14 protein-coding genes are annotated in these 16,107 nt (G+C 40.1%); 6 read left to right on the top strand and 8 right to left on the bottom strand.

Features of this window, described 5'->3' with window-relative positions; genetic code table 11:
* Positions 1-480: 480 nt before the first annotated feature.
* A complete protein-coding gene (locus CLIN57ABFB40_RS12915; protein WP_175630489.1) occupies positions 481-1,884 on the bottom strand; it encodes a Gfo/Idh/MocA family protein in 1,404 nt (467 codons plus the stop codon).
* Between the two features lie 119 nt (positions 1,885-2,003).
* On the bottom strand, positions 2,004-2,390 hold the full coding sequence (locus tag CLIN57ABFB40_RS12920; protein ID WP_254871772.1) for a RagB/SusD family nutrient uptake outer membrane protein: 387 nt from the start codon (positions 2,388-2,390) through the stop codon (positions 2,004-2,006).
* On the opposite strand from CLIN57ABFB40_RS12920, the gene CLIN57ABFB40_RS12925 reads away from it, so the two are divergent.
* Positions 2,356-3,213 carry an SGNH/GDSL hydrolase family protein gene (locus CLIN57ABFB40_RS12925; protein WP_175630490.1) on the top strand — a complete coding sequence of 286 codons (858 nt, stop codon included), beginning with the start codon at positions 2,356-2,358 and terminating at the stop codon, positions 3,211-3,213. The two genes, CLIN57ABFB40_RS12920 and CLIN57ABFB40_RS12925, sit on opposite strands and share 35 nt — an antisense overlap.
* Positions 3,214-3,328: 115 nt before the next feature.
* Positions 3,329-4,471, top strand: a complete 1,143-nt coding sequence (gene araJ, locus CLIN57ABFB40_RS12930) for an MFS transporter AraJ (RefSeq protein WP_175630491.1) — start codon at positions 3,329-3,331, stop codon at positions 4,469-4,471.
* Positions 4,472-4,823: 352 nt separating this feature from the next.
* Here the strand turns inward: araJ and CLIN57ABFB40_RS12935 are convergent, their stop codons facing one another.
* From CLIN57ABFB40_RS12935 to CLIN57ABFB40_RS12950, 4 genes are all read right to left on the bottom strand, one after another.
* Positions 4,824-5,336, bottom strand: coding sequence for a PH domain-containing protein (locus CLIN57ABFB40_RS12935; RefSeq protein WP_254871773.1), 513 nt, complete (start codon positions 5,334-5,336; stop codon positions 4,824-4,826).
* Positions 5,337-5,341: 5 nt separating this feature from the next.
* Positions 5,342-6,139: a hypothetical protein gene (locus CLIN57ABFB40_RS12940; RefSeq protein ID WP_175630492.1), complete on the bottom strand. Its 798-nt coding sequence runs from the start codon at positions 6,137-6,139 to the stop codon at positions 5,342-5,344.
* A complete protein-coding gene (locus tag CLIN57ABFB40_RS12945; protein ID WP_175630493.1) occupies positions 6,136-7,179 on the bottom strand; it encodes a radical SAM/SPASM domain-containing protein in 1,044 nt (347 codons plus the stop codon). The genes CLIN57ABFB40_RS12940 and CLIN57ABFB40_RS12945 overlap by 4 nt, the downstream gene beginning before the upstream one ends.
* A 455-nt stretch (positions 7,180-7,634) precedes the next feature.
* On the bottom strand, positions 7,635-7,886 hold the full coding sequence (locus tag CLIN57ABFB40_RS12950; RefSeq protein WP_175630494.1) for a hypothetical protein: 252 nt from the start codon (positions 7,884-7,886) through the stop codon (positions 7,635-7,637).
* A 159-nt stretch (positions 7,887-8,045) separates the two neighbouring features.
* Here CLIN57ABFB40_RS12950 and CLIN57ABFB40_RS12955 point away from each other — a divergent pair, with 159 nt between their 5' ends.
* Complete coding sequence (locus CLIN57ABFB40_RS12955; RefSeq protein WP_175630495.1) at positions 8,046-8,801, top strand: response regulator transcription factor; 756 nt, start codon at positions 8,046-8,048, stop codon at positions 8,799-8,801.
* A gap of 1 nt (position 8,802) precedes the next feature.
* Here the strand turns inward: CLIN57ABFB40_RS12955 and CLIN57ABFB40_RS12960 are convergent, their stop codons facing one another.
* Positions 8,803-9,561: a ThiF family adenylyltransferase gene (locus CLIN57ABFB40_RS12960; protein WP_175630496.1), complete on the bottom strand. Its 759-nt coding sequence runs from the start codon at positions 9,559-9,561 to the stop codon at positions 8,803-8,805.
* 428 nt (positions 9,562-9,989) lie between these two features.
* On the opposite strand from CLIN57ABFB40_RS12960, the gene ychF reads away from it, so the two are divergent.
* The 3 genes from ychF to lgt are packed head-to-tail and all read left to right on the top strand — an operon-like array spanning position 9,990 to position 12,942.
* Entirely contained in the window at positions 9,990-11,093 is a 1,104-nt protein-coding gene (gene ychF, locus CLIN57ABFB40_RS12965; RefSeq protein WP_175630497.1) for a redox-regulated ATPase YchF, read from the top strand.
* A gap of 47 nt (positions 11,094-11,140) precedes the next feature.
* Positions 11,141-12,058 carry a ketopantoate reductase family protein gene (locus CLIN57ABFB40_RS12970; RefSeq protein WP_175630498.1) on the top strand — a complete coding sequence of 306 codons (918 nt, stop codon included), beginning with the start codon at positions 11,141-11,143 and terminating at the stop codon, positions 12,056-12,058.
* Between the two features lie 17 nt (positions 12,059-12,075).
* Positions 12,076-12,942, top strand: a complete 867-nt coding sequence (lgt, locus tag CLIN57ABFB40_RS12975; RefSeq protein WP_175630499.1) for a prolipoprotein diacylglyceryl transferase — start codon at positions 12,076-12,078, stop codon at positions 12,940-12,942.
* A 71-nt stretch (positions 12,943-13,013) separates the two neighbouring features.
* On the opposite strand, the gene mutS is transcribed toward lgt, so the two are convergent.
* On the bottom strand, positions 13,014-15,602 hold the full coding sequence (gene mutS, locus CLIN57ABFB40_RS12980) for a DNA mismatch repair protein MutS (RefSeq protein ID WP_175631216.1): 2,589 nt from the start codon (positions 15,600-15,602) through the stop codon (positions 13,014-13,016).
* Positions 15,603-16,107 lie beyond the last annotated feature (505 nt).

Genomic DNA, 16,107 nt, shown 5'->3' on the forward strand with positions numbered 1-16,107 from the left:
CGAACCAGAAAATAAACTGCATAAATAAATGCATGAGCATACAAAAAATAGCCTAATATTGCATAAAACCAAACAAGATATGCATCTTTCTCTATTCGGAAACTGTTCATTGCTTTAAAACCAACGAGGTGTTCCTCGGTGTGCATCGACTTGTTCCTCACCGGGGAAGCTATCGTTTCCCGGTGAGGAATATAAAAATGGGTTATTAAGAAGCTTTTTCTCTCTAGTTTATCATAATATATCGGAAAGAGAAAAACAATAAAATGATTAATTATTCGGATATATTCTCTCCGAATAACTAAAATAATCAAGAATCTATCACACTTTGAATAGAATATTCTCAAAACAGCAGAAAGAGAGAGTCACGTAATTACAAATGCTTGGCATCTTCCTGCTTTTCCTTATCAAACTGCGATTTACGTCCTTCTCCGATGATTAAATATTCCGTTTTTAAGAATCATCGTTTTTTCAGTAACCGAACTATTTAACAAAAAAGTGCCGGTAACCTTTTACCTTATCCCATCCTCCACGGGTAAAATCGGGAACTGCTACCGGAGCCGAACCGTTTTCTATGGAAATGCGTGTGAGTTCCGCCATGCAACACCATTCTGCTAAGTCATAAACATCCATGTCCAGCGGCAGGCCATTCCGCAGACAGTATACGAGCCGATAATCCATGATATAATCCATTCCACCATGTCCGCCTACCTTTTTAGCTCTCTCTTCCAGTTCTTTATGAATAGGATGTTTATATTTATCCATCAAAACTTTCTTTACTTCTTTTGCGACTGCCCGATGTGTATTTAGATTTTCATGATTAGGAATATCCTCTGAATTAACTTGAGAAGGTCTTAAACAATACTCCTCAATCGGATACTTGCTGGCATATCCATCCGTCCCTACTACCTGATACATCCGACTATAAGGACGGGGAGTCATCACGTTATGCTGAATCAAAATCGTTTTACCATTCTCCGTACGGATAAAGGTAGATGTCTGGTCTCCGTTCTGAAAGTCTTCAACCTCTTTGCCCGTTTGCTTTTTGATATATGCCGGACCACTCACAGCTTTTGTATCCATCGAAACCAAGGTTTTCATGCGATCTCCCCGATGGATATTAAGTATCTGGCATACAGGGCCTATGCCATGAGTAGCATATATATCTCCCCGATGTTTTCGGTTGTAATCCATACGCCAGTTATTCCAATAGCGTCGCCATACATTCTCCAAATTATGAATATAAGCCCCTTCTACATGTAAAACTTCACCAAATACACCTTGTTGTGCCATATTGAGAGTAGTTAATTCAAAAAAGTCGTATATGCAATTTTCTAATTGCATACAGTGTTTACGAGTTCTTTCTGAAGTATTAACAAGTTTCCATATTTCATCCAAAGTCATTGCAGCAGGAACCTCGATAGCCACATGTTTTCCATGCTCCATTGCATATACACCCATTTCGGCATGATGTTCCCAATCTGTTGCTATATAAATAAGGTCGATATCTTTGCGTTTACATAATTTTTTCCATGCATCTTCCGAACCGACATAAGATACTGCTGCCGGCAGACCGGCTTTTCTCAGAACTTTTTGTGATTTCTCTACACGTTCGGGAAGAAGATCGCACAAGGCAATAATTTGTATCCCCGGAATGTGTGTCCAGCGCGCTATTGCACTGGAACCACGCATACCCAATCCGATGAAACCCACACGTACCGTATCAATTTTGGGGGCGGTAAGTTGAATCACATCCAGTTGCCCTGCCGGACGAACAGGTATTTCTGTTTGAATAGGCAACCGGACAACTTTGCTTTTTTGTGCATAACCATCTATACTTGTCAACAAAAATAAGCCGACAATGATAATCAATAATATCTTTCTCATAATTATCTACTAGAAAATAAGTATACCTATAACAGATGCAGATAAACACTTGAAATACAAGTCATACTTACCTGCACCTGAAAATGTAGGGCTTGACAACCTATCAGAAACTTTACTTGTTAGTAGCCGGGGTTTTGAACCCACTGCGGACACTTGTTAATTTCCGGTTGCGGGATAGGCATCAGATATTGTGCTTCTTTGAAAGTACGGATTACGTTCAGTTCCTTCACTTGGAAAAAGTCTTCTTCTGTCTTGCCATAAATGTTCAGCCCCTTGACTTTTTCTCCTAATATTTCAGCTTGTTTCCAACGACGTAAATCCCAGAAACGGTGATTCTCGAGATAGAACTCAATCTGACGTTCACGACGTACAATTTCCCGTAACCCGTCTTGTGTATTGGCTTTTTCCGGATGCGCAGCCTTCTCCCAGGCAACATCAATTGTAGGAATACCAAGAGGAGATATTGACCTGTTGTTTATCGAAGGTGCCGTAAACGACCATACCAACGGGTTCTCTCCACGCGACCAAATCCGGGGAATGGAAGGGGTAGTCCGCCATGCACTGACAGCAAATCCTCATACCGACATTATCATGCTGCACTTTGTATACGAGCCTTTCCTTCAGATGTTCCCCAAAGGGCAGACACCGGATGTTATTCTGAACCACGAAAGGGTTGCCAATCATTATCTGATTCCTTCCATTAATTGTGCACAAGAAGTTTCAGAGCGGATAGAAGATAAAGAATTCACCTGGAAAGAATTCGGCGGTGTACATCCTAAATGGTTCGGACACAAGTTTTATGCAGCCGACATACAAGCACTATGGGACGAAATGTGGTCATTGCCGGAGAATTGCACACGCCAGCCGCACGAAATACCTGCAAAGGCTTTGGACAAATACAGCTACACCAACGGAAAGTTTGTCGACTTGAAAGAAGCCCGGATTGAGAAAGGCTGGAGCATCCTCTCTTCCTGGCAACCGAAAGAGAAAACAGGTACACGAAAAGGGTTTGTCAATGTCCCGATGCTGTACTCCGACACTCCGGGAGCAACTTTCACGTATTCCTTCAAAGGAAAAGCAGTAGGTTTGTTCATGGCTTGCGGTCCCTATTCGGGAATCATCGAATATAGCATTGACGGCAAGGAATTCCGCAAACTGGATACATTTACCAAATGGAGCAAGGGACTCTATCTTCCCTGGCTGTATGTACTGGAGTCGGAACTGGATTCCCAAAAGACGCACAAACTAACCGTACGTATCTCCAAAGATAAAAATGCGAAGAGTAAGGGTATGGAATGTGTAATCCGCAATCTTGTGATTAACGAATAAGAATTGACTTAAATCAAAATTTTTCATACCAAACTCATCCTGGCTGATTTTGTTTTACCTTTGCACCCGCAAAAAAGAAAAGGTAAAAAGTAACAGGTATCAGGTTGAGTTTGGTATGAAGAAAAGTCTTATCGCTTTGGCGTTCGGCACCCTGGGATTAGGTATTGCCGAATTTGTAATGATGGGTATTTTGCCCGACGTGGCAAAAGATTTGGGTATCAGTATCCCTATGGCGGGACATTTCATTTCTGCGTACGCATTGGGCGTTTGTGTTGGTGCTCCCGTACTGACGTTAGCTCGCAAATATCCATTAAAACATATCCTGCTGGTATTAGTCACCCTGATTATGATAGGTAATATCTGTGCGGCAATGGCTCCCAATTACTGGGTATTGCTTGCTGCACGCTTTATCTCCGGACTGCCGCATGGAGCATATTTCGGCGTGGGTTCCATTGTTGCCGAAAGATTGGCTGACAAAGGAAAAGGCTCGGAAGCCGTTTCGATTATGATTGCCGGAATGACTATTGCCAACCTCTTCGGTGTCCCACTGGGAACCTCATTAAGTACCATGCTTTCCTGGCGTGCCACTTTCCTGCTGGTCGGTATTTGGGGAGTCGTTATTCTATATTACATCTGGCGTTGGGTTCCTCACGTAGAAGGTCTGCAAGATACCGGCTTCAAAGGACAGTTCCGTTTCCTGAAAACTCCGGCTCCATGGTTGATTCTCGGTGCTACGGCATTAGGCAATGGCGGTGTATTCTGCTGGTATAGTTATATCAACCCGATGCTGACGAATATTTCCGGTTTTTCCGCCGAAAGTATTACTCCACTGATGATTCTTGCCGGATTCGGCATGGTCATGGGGAATCTTGTCAGCGGACGCCTCTCCGACCGTTATACACCGGGAAAGGTGGGAACTGCCGCGCAAGCATTAATCTGCCTTATGCTATTGCTTATCTTCTTTCTTTCACCCTACAAATGGATGGCTGCCATATTGATGTGCCTTTGCACAGCAGGCTTGTTTGCTGTATCCAGTCCCGAACAAATATTGATTATCCGTGTATCGAAAGGTGGTGAGATGCTGGGGGCTGCCTGCGTACAAGTTGCATTCAATCTCGGAAATGCTATCGGGGCTTATGCAGGCGGATTGGCTGTCAGTGAAGGCTATCGTTATCCTGCCCTCACGGGTGTTCCTTTCGCGCTGATTGGGTTTGTTTTGTTCCTGGTCTTTTATAAGAAATACCAAGTCAAATACTAATATTCTTGAAGGTGTTGCTACTTGCTTTTACAGAATTCTATCAAGGCTTAGCGAGACCCGAAGGGGAGCAAACGGATTTATCCGGCTGTTCCCCTTATTTTTGTAAATCCCATTGGAAACGAGATTGAGTACACTTTAATCCAGCCTGTTCCTCTCTAGCTGAAAGATTCATTTTTAATTAGGAATGAATGAATTCTTTTCGGTAGGGTTATGAATGAAATGATAATTTAGAGTTCATTTCTGTGCAGTTATTTGTTATAAAAAACAAAAATCAAGTAGGGAGAAAACTTCTAGACTTTTCTCCCTACCCCCTATTATCAACTAATTGAAATACCAAAGTTCTATTTATAGCTTACTCATGATGCGTATCTTGGACTATTTTTCTTGATAGTTCTTTTATAAAGCTGTCTCTGTCATTACAACTAAGTAGATAGCTTTTGCCTGTAGTTAAGATAAGAACTTGTTGTTTCGCATTTTTTACATAAGAATAATATCTGCCGTATTGCGTACTCCCCATTACCCCTATATATCCAAGGAAACCATTACTCCCAAAGTAACGAATATCATTCTGTACCTCATTATAGGGAATCACCTTTTTGATAGAAGAATACATAATACTTTTCTTATTGAAAGCCCTTTTTATGAAAAGTTGTTTCTCCCCCAAATAAATAGCCTGTGGAATTACAACTAACATATACACAAAAATTGAGAGCAAAGTTATAGCCAACAATAGACTTAGTAGCTTATCAGACACAGACTGCATCAGATACGATTTCGCTAAGAACACCAAACCGGCTACTAATAAAATAGCTTTCAGCCAGAATTCCATACGCTTCATTACAGGTTGATAATCTGATTTATACATAATAATCACAAATTTAATGCATTCTGAACTAACTCAACAAGTTCCTTATCAGTATATTGTTCTTTGACTTCCGGATGCTTTTCTTTTACTAAAGACACAACATCTTGAATATACAGGTTGTTATATTCATCAGCTAACTTATACACACTTCCATCCTGCGTTTGAGCATCCCATACTTGTAATGCAGTTTCGCTATTAATAGTATTAGTAGCGGCCATGACAGGACCACTAGGACCACCAATTGCATTATATTCAAGCCCTACTCCTGCATACGCAACTCCAATCAAAATCCATTCACCAATCCACCAAAACCCCATTGAAACATCTGTATCTGGTCTTGAAACTCTAGTCATACTATTCTTCAAAAGATTTACATTAGAAGATACTGCATTCTTGAATACATCATTATCTTCACATAAAGTAACAAATCGGCGAATATCTCTCTTCTCAATTGCATCTCTAAATTCAGGCTGACAAATTGCTAATAAGAAACGTACAGTTCCGTCATCTACATTTATCTCTGTCTTCAATCCCAAAGATTGAGCATATCCTACAGGGTCTTTATAAAAAGAATCAGCGGCAGTGGTTTCATTCAAAATCAATTGAGATAGTAACCCCATATCCTGAATATAGTTTCTTTCATACTCTGACAGATTTTTCATTGAAATAGCAGTAACATCAGGATTTACAACCTCATTTTTAGGTAAGTCCACATTCAATATTCCATCTGAATTACTGCAAGATTGCAGCGAAGTAACAGCTATCGCTGCTCCAACACCAATTGACAAAATTTTACTTTTCATTTTTTTTCAGTGTTTTTTTGTTTAACATTATACTTTAATATCACATTGGACGCATATTTGTGTATGTTTTTTCTCACATATTCTATCTTATCACAATCATTAAATAGAGCGAGACAAGCCTCACAATTATGCATATCTACATTAATTTCAATATTTTCATTCCTGTCCTCGGCTATTTTCTTTAAAATAAATTTTGGTCCATCAACATATGCCCATACTTTCAAAAAATCATCAAATTGTTCTGCATATATTTCTTGAATACTTTTGGAATTAATATTACCTAATTTTAAATATTTAACCCTTTTACATGCTAATCCACAGCAAGCATATACATACCCTTCCATATCAATAGGAATACTCTCAAATAAACTACTACATCCATAGGGTACAACAGGACGTTGCAAACATCTACATTGAAGCAATTCATTATAATTTATATCTCGTTTAATTTTATCTTCAGAATTAAATGGAATCCATATACCAGAAGAAAAAGCGACCTTATTATTTTTAATACACTCCTTCAATTCTTCGTGTTCACGAAAATTTCTTTCATTAAAAGTTGAATTGGAGTTTGTTTCAATATTTACCAAACAAACTAAATCTAATTCTGCAGATGCCTTAATTGCATTAACTATATTATTGAAAGGAACCCAAACTTGATGATCATCACCAGTACTCAGATTCAGCTCATTCAAACCTAATGCCTTCATTTTTCTTAATATAGAGTATGCTTTATCATAACTGGAAGCCCAATAACCATTGGAAACAACTCTAGTCATAAGACCTCTTTCATTTGCAAATTGCACGGCATGATATAGATCATCTTTTAAAGAAAAACATTCTCCACCACTAAAGACTACCAATTGTATTGTAGGGAAGGCTTCTGTACATTTATTAATATACATCTTTATTTGTTCAAAAGACATTTTACCTTTACGGTCTTGATTACACTCAAAACAACAGTTTTTACAAGCAGCCGTACAATAATAAGTTGTTAGTAAAGATATTGTTCTTGGAGAAATTTGTTTAATTAGTTCCATTTATTATAATATTTAATGTTGTTATCAACAAGTTCAAGATAGATTAAACTCCACTGACATTATACGACTTTTTGTTTTGAATTTTCAGATATTAGTAGCAACTCATATTTTTTATAGAATGTTCTCAACCCTTCAGAAGAAGAATATATTGGAATAGTGTCAGAACCAAGATATACACACCCTCTGCCAAGTGTTTTTACATCAATAGATAACATTCTCATAATTCGCAATAATTTACTATCCGATTCAGCCAACATATAACTATTGGTGTGACTAACAATTGGATGAATGGCAAGCATCATTAACTGCTTAAAAAGGATCAATGATGAGGCATTGCAACATGAATGAACAGCAAATCTTCCAACATGCCAGAACGAGAATTGATTTGAATTATGAAGTTCTTTAAGAGGATCAATATCAAATATTTTCTGTATCGGAAGTATAGAATGGCGATCTCATGCCATTACTCGAATGCACCCTATCAAATCACCTTGAGCATCTTCTGCTACAAAAAGATATGATGAAGACACATATCTCATTTCCTCTTCATATATATATTGAATTTCTTGCTCAAAATTCACTAAACAAGTATCCCCTATATGGTGTTTATAATTTTCGCGAACTATAAAATTAGCGATTTTATACAAATAAGATCTATCAACCTGAAAGATATTATAATTAGTATTTGTTATTAAAAGTCTTTTCATATTCATTATTTTTTGACTGCATAAAATTAATATGCCACAAAACAAAATCAACTACACAAAAGTGTATAACATGATAAAATCACATAAATAATATACTTTTGTGTAGTAAATAGACACATTTAAAGATTAAAATTTATACTTTTGTAAAAACAATAAATTATGGCTATAATAGAAGATTTCCTTATATCAACAAAACATATAGAGAACATTTCAGAAAAGGAGTATGATAAAGTTAAATCACTATTAGTTATATTAGACGCTATAGCACGCACAACTTATCAAAGCTTTTATATAATAGATTATTTCCGAAACGATTTCCTATATGTTTCAGAAAATCAATTACTATTATGTGGACATACCGCTGATGAAATAAAAGAAATGGGATTCATGTTCTATATAAAACATGTGCCAAATGAGGAACAAAAAATGCTAGTAGAACTAAATAAAAGTGGATTTAATTTTTATGAAAGATTGCCAATAAAAGAACGTATGAGTTACAGCATATCGTATGACTTTCATATTATATCAAACAAGAAGAAAACCCTCATTAATCATAAACTGACACCAATCGCCCTAAGCAAAGATAATAGAATTTGGCTGGCGGTCTGTGTCGTATCGCTATCCGCCCATGAATCACCTGGTCACATTGAAATACGAAAACAAGGACAAACATCATTCTGGGAATATGTATTAGATAATCACAAGTGGATAGAAAATTCAGGAATAATTCTAACTGAAAAAGAAAAGGATATTTTATTATTATCAGCACGAGGATATACCATGAATGACATAGCTGATTATTTATGCGTAGCAATAGATACAGTAAAATTCTACAAACGAAAATTATTTCAGAAATTGAATGTTAAAAACATTGCCGAAGCCATATCTTTTGCTACAAATTACAAATTATTATAGCTTAATGATTATCATAAAAAATAGAAGACAAATAAAATTTCGGGAAAAACTTAAGTTCTCTGCCTGTCGCTAAATTATATAAAGCGTGAACACAATGCCCAGCGGCAATCCAGGATCCTACAGAAAGCTGCGGAACTGGTGAAATACCATATTCTTTTTGATACGTGTCTATTACTTGTTCAAGCCAGTTTTTGGGCATATTCCAAAAATTACCATAATGAGTAACATATTTCGCTACCTCCAAATCAAATCTTTCTGGCGTGCTTGCCAACTGCGATAATTTAATTCCATCAGGCTTAACTATCGTCAAAAATCCAGCCCATCCAAAATTATACGGATGCAACACAGATATATTATATTTCTCACAAATATTATCAAATACGAATGGTATATCAGATGTAAAATCCAGCGCATTAATTGCAACATCGTGATCCCTAATCAAGCTTTCTACATTATCTTTATTAATAAAACAATTATGATAATTAATACTCGCAGACGGATTGATATTCAATAGTCTTTTGGATAGACATTCAGCTTTATATTTCCCAACATCTAACATATCATAATTCTGTCTATTCAAATTACTAAGTTCAACCCTATCCCCGTCAACAATAGTAATAGACTCAAATCCAAACCTTATGGCACATTCAGCAATAATACTTCCAATACCGGCTCCGCCTAATATTATGCGATATTTTTTAAGCAAATTCTGTTCCGCTTCACTTACATAAATCCAATTACGGCTATATCTTTCTTCCATAAAAACACTACTTTGTGTAAAGATAAGGCTTAACTTTAATTTTATTACTACACAAAAGTGTAAAATTTGATTTAAGATAAAGAACAACGCATACAATCCAACGAATAAGAATCCAATTAGCAACAAAATAAAGAAAGCAGAAATGAGATAATCAGTACTCAGCCTGCCCCAATTCAAAAACTACCCGGTGGGAATCGTCGTACAAGCTTATCTGCCGAACGCATACGACTTTCAAACCGAACTGTTTGAATTCGCCAAAGCCCGCGTAACCGAATGCGATATTCTCTTGTCTTAACTTTCCTATTGGAAGTAGTCAGGAATAAGGAGAAAAGACAGAAAGTGCACCAAATTTCCTTTATTAGTTCAAAAATGATTATCTTTGCAAACTTAAATGAGCAACTTGGTAATAAAAGTAATAATAGATTAATATGGCATTGCAATGTGGTATTGTCGGACTACCGAACGTGGGTAAGTCGACACTTTTCAACTGTTTGTCGAACGCGAAAGCACAGGCGGCAAACTTCCCTTTCTGTACAATTGAACCCAATGTAGGTGTAATCACCGTTCCCGACGAACGTCTGAATGCACTGGCAGAATTGGTGCATCCCCAACGAATTGTCCCTACAACCGTAGAAATCGTAGATATAGCCGGACTGGTGAAAGGCGCAAGCAAAGGTGAAGGACTGGGAAATAAGTTCCTTGCCAATATCCGTGAGACAGACGCAATTATCCACGTACTCCGTTGCTTCGACGATGAGAACGTGACACACGTAGACGGAAGCGTAAATCCCGTCCGCGACAAAGAAATCATCGACTACGAACTTCAACTGAAAGACTTGGAAACCATCGAAAGCCGTATCCAGAAAGTGCAGAAACAGGCACAGACAGGTGGCGACAAAGCTGCAAAACAGGCTTACGATGTGTTGGTTCAATATAAAGACGCACTGGAACAGGGAAAATCTGCACGTACCGTTACTTTCGAAACCAAAGACGAACAGAAGATTGCCCGTGAACTGTTCCTGCTGACCAGCAAACCGGTAATGTACGTTTGTAACGTTGATGAAGCAAGCGCGGTAAACGGTAATAAATACGTAGATATGGTACGCGAAGCCGTAAAAGACGAGAATGCTCAAATCCTGATTGTCGCAGCCAAAACAGAAGCGGACATCGCCGAACTGGAAACGTACGAAGACCGTCAGATGTTCCTTGCCGAAGTAGGCTTGGAAGAATCGGGCGTAGCACGTCTTATCAAATCGGCTTATAAACTCCTGAACCTCGAAACTTACTTCACAGCCGGCGTACAGGAAGTACGTGCCTGGACTTACGAAAAGGGATGGAAAGCTCCGCAATGCGCTGGTGTTATCCACACCGATTTTGAAAAAGGCTTTATCCGCGCGGAAGTTATCAAGTACGAAGATTATATCCAGTACGGTTCGGAAGCAGCCGTGAAAGAAGCCGGAAAACTGGGTGTGGAAGGAAAAGAATATGTCGTACAGGATGGCGACATCATGCATTTCCGTTTCAACGTGTGATTATCGGCAATCACCGACGACTTATTAATTACTAATTCGCTAACAATATGAAATATCTCATTGCAGGAACGGGAGGTGTAGGCGGCAGTATCGCAGGATTCTTGTCGCTGGCAGGCAAAGATGTAACCTGTATTGCCCGTGGAGCTCATTTGCAGTCGATTCAAACGGACGGTTTGACACTGAAGTCGGATTTGAAGGGCGAACATACGCTCCGGATTCCGGCAACTACCGCTGAAGAATTCAATGGAAAAGCAGATGTGATATTTGTATGCGTAAAAGGTTATTCGGTCGATTCTATCGTAGAACTGATTAAAAGAGCAGCGCACAAAGACACGGTTGTCATCCCTATTCTGAATGTATACGGCACAGGACCACGCATACAGAAACTGGTTCCGGGAGTCACGGTTCTCGATGGATGCATCTATATCGTAGGTTTCGTATCCAGCACAGGAGAAATCACCCAAATGGGAACAATATTCCGTCTGGTATATGGTGCTCACCACGGCACGGTTGTGAAACCCGGATTACTGGAAGCTATCCGCCAAGACTTGCAGGAAGCAGGCATAAAGGTAGACCTCTCACCGAACATCAACCGGGATACGTTCATCAAATGGTCGTTTATCTCCGCAATGGCTGTGACGGGTGCTTACTACGACGTTCCGATGGGAGAAGTGCAAAAACCGGGAAAGATACGGGATACATTTATCGGACTTTCCACGGAAAGCGCCGCCTTAGGAAAGAAACTGGGCGTCGAATTTCCCGAAGACCCAGTCAGCTACAACCTGAAAGTGATTGACAAGCTCGCCCCCGAAAGTACCGCTTCTATGCAGAAAGACCTGGCACGCGGACACGACTCGGAAATACAGGGATTGCTCTTCGACATGATTGCGGCAGCCGAGGAACAAGGAATAGACATACCGACCTATCGGATGGTTGCGGAGAAATTCAAAGAATCTAATCATTAACATTAATCCAATATAGAATGAATACCATGCTATTATCCATCAACTGGAACCCGAATCCCGAACTATTCAACCTGTTCGGCATTTCTATCCGTTATTACGGATTACTATGGGCAGTAGGAATATTCTTTGCTTATATGGTTGTTCACTACCAGTACCGGGATAAAAAGATAGAAGAAAAGAAGTTTGACCCGCTTTTCTTTTACTGTTTCTTTGGTATTCTGATCGGTGCGCGCCTGGGACACTGCTTGTTCTATGCCCCGGGATATTACCTGTCTCATTTCTGGGAAATGATTCTTCCCATCAAGTTCATGCCGGACGGAAACTGGAAATTCACCGGATATGAAGGACTTGCCAGCCACGGCGGTACATTGGGATTGATAATCGCCCTTTGGCTGTATTGCCGCAAGACGAAGCTTCATTATATGGACGTGCTGGATATGATTGCCGTAGCTACTCCTATCACTGCCTGCTTCATCCGCCTTGCCAACCTGATGAACTCCGAAATCATCGGCAAACCGTCTGATGTGCCCTGGGCGTTTGTTTTCGAGCGTGTGAAAGAATATGGAGCAAACGGTGAAATACTTCCGGCAATCCCCCGCCATCCGGGACAACTCTACGAAGCCATCGCTTATCTCATCCTGTTCTTCATCATGATTTACCTGTATAAGAATTACAGCAAGAAACTGCACCGCGGCTTCTTCTTCGGGTTTTGCCTGACTTACATATTCACTTTCCGCTTCTTTATCGAATTCCTGAAAGAAAACCAGGAAGATTTTGAAAACAGCATGATGCTCAATATGGGACAATGGTTAAGCGTTCCGTTTATCATCATAGGCGTCTATTTTATGTTCTTCTATGACAAGAAGAAAAAGAAAATAGCTTAAGGCAACAAAAAAGGGATTAGCGACTCAAATATCGCTAATCCCTTTTTTCTTATTTCATTTTTCAGCTCTTCTTATTTCCCCCTGACTATCTTCTTAATATCATTCAGCTTATTCAATGCTTCAATAGGAGTGAGATTATTCACATCAAGATTCAATATCTCATCACGAATCTGACAAAGAATCGGGTCATCTAACTGGAAGAAGCTCAACTGCATACCACCACGGTTCTCGCCCACTTCCGCCAATGGCTTGCCTGCTATTCCCTGTTGGCGATTATCAGATTCAAGCTGTTTCAATATCTCATTCGCACGCTTCACGATGCTTTTCGGCATACCCGCCATCTTTGCCACATGGATACCGAAAGAGTGTTCACTACCACCACGTTCCAGTTTACGAAGGAAGATTACCTTGTTATCCACTTCTTTCACCGATACATTATAGTTCTTGATACGCTTGAAGGATTTCTCCATCTCATTCAATTCATGGTAGTGCGTAGCAAATAAAGTACGTGCTTTTGCTTTCGGATGCTCATGGATATATTCTACAATTGCCCAGGCAATGGAAATACCATCATAAGTAGAAGTACCACGACCCAACTCGTCAAATAATACCAGACTCCGGGAAGAAACATTATTCAGAATATCCGCTGCTTCATTCATCTCTACCATGAATGTAGATTCGCCCACAGAGATATTATCACTTGCTCCTACACGGGTGAATATCTTATCCACCAGTCCGATATGCGCACTTTCCGCAGGAACAAACGAGCCGATTTGTGCGAGTAACGTAATCAACGCCGTCTGACGCAGGAGTGCTGACTTACCGGCCATATTGGGACCGGTTATAATGATAATCTGCTGCGTAGTACTGTCCAGCATTACATCATTGGCAATATACTTCTCACCGATAGGAAGCTGCTTCTCAATCACCGGGTGACGCCCCTGACGAATATCCAGTACGTCATTATCCTCAATGACCGGACGGATATAATGATTCTCACGAGCCACATTGGCGAATGACAACAGACAGTCCAGGCGGGCAATCTGATTCGCGTTAATCTGTATCTGCGGAATAAACTCCATCAATGCCTGTACCAAATCCGTATATAGCTGCGTTTCCAGCACCAGAATCTTATCTTCCGCCCCTAAAATCTTCTCTTCATACTCTTTCAATTCCTGCGTGATATAACGCTCTGCATTGACCAACGTCTGTTTGCGAATCCATTCGGGTGGAACCTTATCCTTATGTACATTACGGACTTCAATATAATAACCGAATACGTTATTGTAAGCCACTTTCAAACTCGGAATACCCGTCCGTTCACTTTCGCGCTGCTGTATCTGAAGCAGATAATCCTTTCCCGAATATGAAATCCGGCGTAGTTCGTCCAAATCTGCATTCACCCCGTCTTGAATCACTCCTCCCTTATTAACAGCCAACGGCGGGTCATTCTTAATCTCTTTGGCAATCCGGTCGCGAATAGTGACACAGAGGTTCAACTGCTCCCCTATCCAGTTCAGACTTGCGTTATCTGCCTGGATACATGCCAACTTTATCGGCTCGATAGCCTGCAGAGCCACCTTTAGCTGCACCACCTCACGAGGTGATACACGCCCAACGGCCACTTTGGAAATGATACGCTCCAAATCCCCTATCAGATGCAACTGCTCTTCAATCAATTCCTTAAAATCCGGTTGACGGAAGAAATACTCCACCACATTCAACCGTTCATCAATCGGCTTCTTATCCTTCAAAGGAAAGACCATCCAACGTTTCAGCAGACGTGCCCCCATCGGGCTGATAGTCCGGTCGATGACATTGAGCAAACTGCTTCCGCCATCATTCATATTGCCAATCAACTCAAGGCTGCGCACCGTAAACTTATCCAGGCGGACGTATTTGTCTTCCTCAATACGGGCCAGAGAGGTGATATGCCCAATCTGCGTATGCTGCGTCATCGTCAGGTATTGCAGGATGGCACCGGAAGCAATGATACCATTCTTCAAATGCTCCACGCCGAAACCTTTCAGATTCTTCGTTTCAAAATGCTTCAGCAACTTCTCACGGGCAGTAGTCTCCGTAAATACCCAGTCGTCCAACTCGAAGGTAAAGAACTTGCTGCCGAAATTTCCCTCAAACATCAGGCGTTTGCCACGTTCGAAAAGAATCTCTTTCGGAGCGAAGTTATTCAACAGTTTGTCCACATAGTCAAAAGGACCTTCCGCAGTAAGAAATTCGCCGGTAGATATATCGAGAAAGGCAACTCCACAGGAAGACTTTCCGAAATGGACGGCAGCCAGGAAGTTGTTCTCCTTATAATTTAATACATTGTCATTGATGGAAACACCCGGAGTCACCAGTTCGGTAATCCCCCGTTTCACTAATTTCTTGGTCATTTTCGGGTCTTCCAACTGGTCGCAGATAGCGACACGTTTTCCGGCACGAACCAGTTTCGGAAGATATGTATCGAGAGCATGATGCGGGAAACCCGCCATCTCAATAGTTTTTCCTTTTCCGTTGGCACGTTTTGTCAGTGTGATTCCTAAAATTTCGGATGCGACGATGGCATCCGTAGAATATGTTTCATAAAAGTCGCCGCAACGAAACAGCATCACTGCATCCGGATGTTTTGCTTTCAAATCCAGAAACTGTTTCATCATCGGGGTGAGGACGATTTCTTCTTCGTTCACGGTTCTCTCCTTTTCTTTTTATTGAGTATATACTGCGATTATCGGAGCAAAGATAACGGTTTTTCGGCAGAGAATCAACGCTATCCCCCGTTTCAATTTTCAAAATAAGTGTTGCATAGATTTAAAAAGGAGCTGCATTTTTCTTAACAAACTAGAGAAAATTATTAAAACGTGTTATAAAACATACTATTTTACTTGGATAATTTGCTATTTTCACAAAAGTACGTACCTTTGCAATGTGTTTTTCATAGTATTAGATTTAAGGTTAACAAAGGTTGGAGCAAGGCGTTGCTCCTTTTTTTATGCCCGTACGCTTCCTATCAGAACGGTTATCCTTAAAATCCACAGTTTTTTTGGACTGCCCCCCCTTTACAACAGCTCGTTTTTGCACGGTTTTTAGTTAAATGAGAATTTAATACAGACGGAAGAACATAAGAACAAAAAATAAAATAGCAGTTCAATAAGCAACAGGAAT

The organism is Bacteroides acidifaciens (assembly GCF_903181435.1).
In the GTDB taxonomy this organism is placed as follows: Bacteria; Bacteroidota; Bacteroidia; order Bacteroidales; family Bacteroidaceae; genus Bacteroides.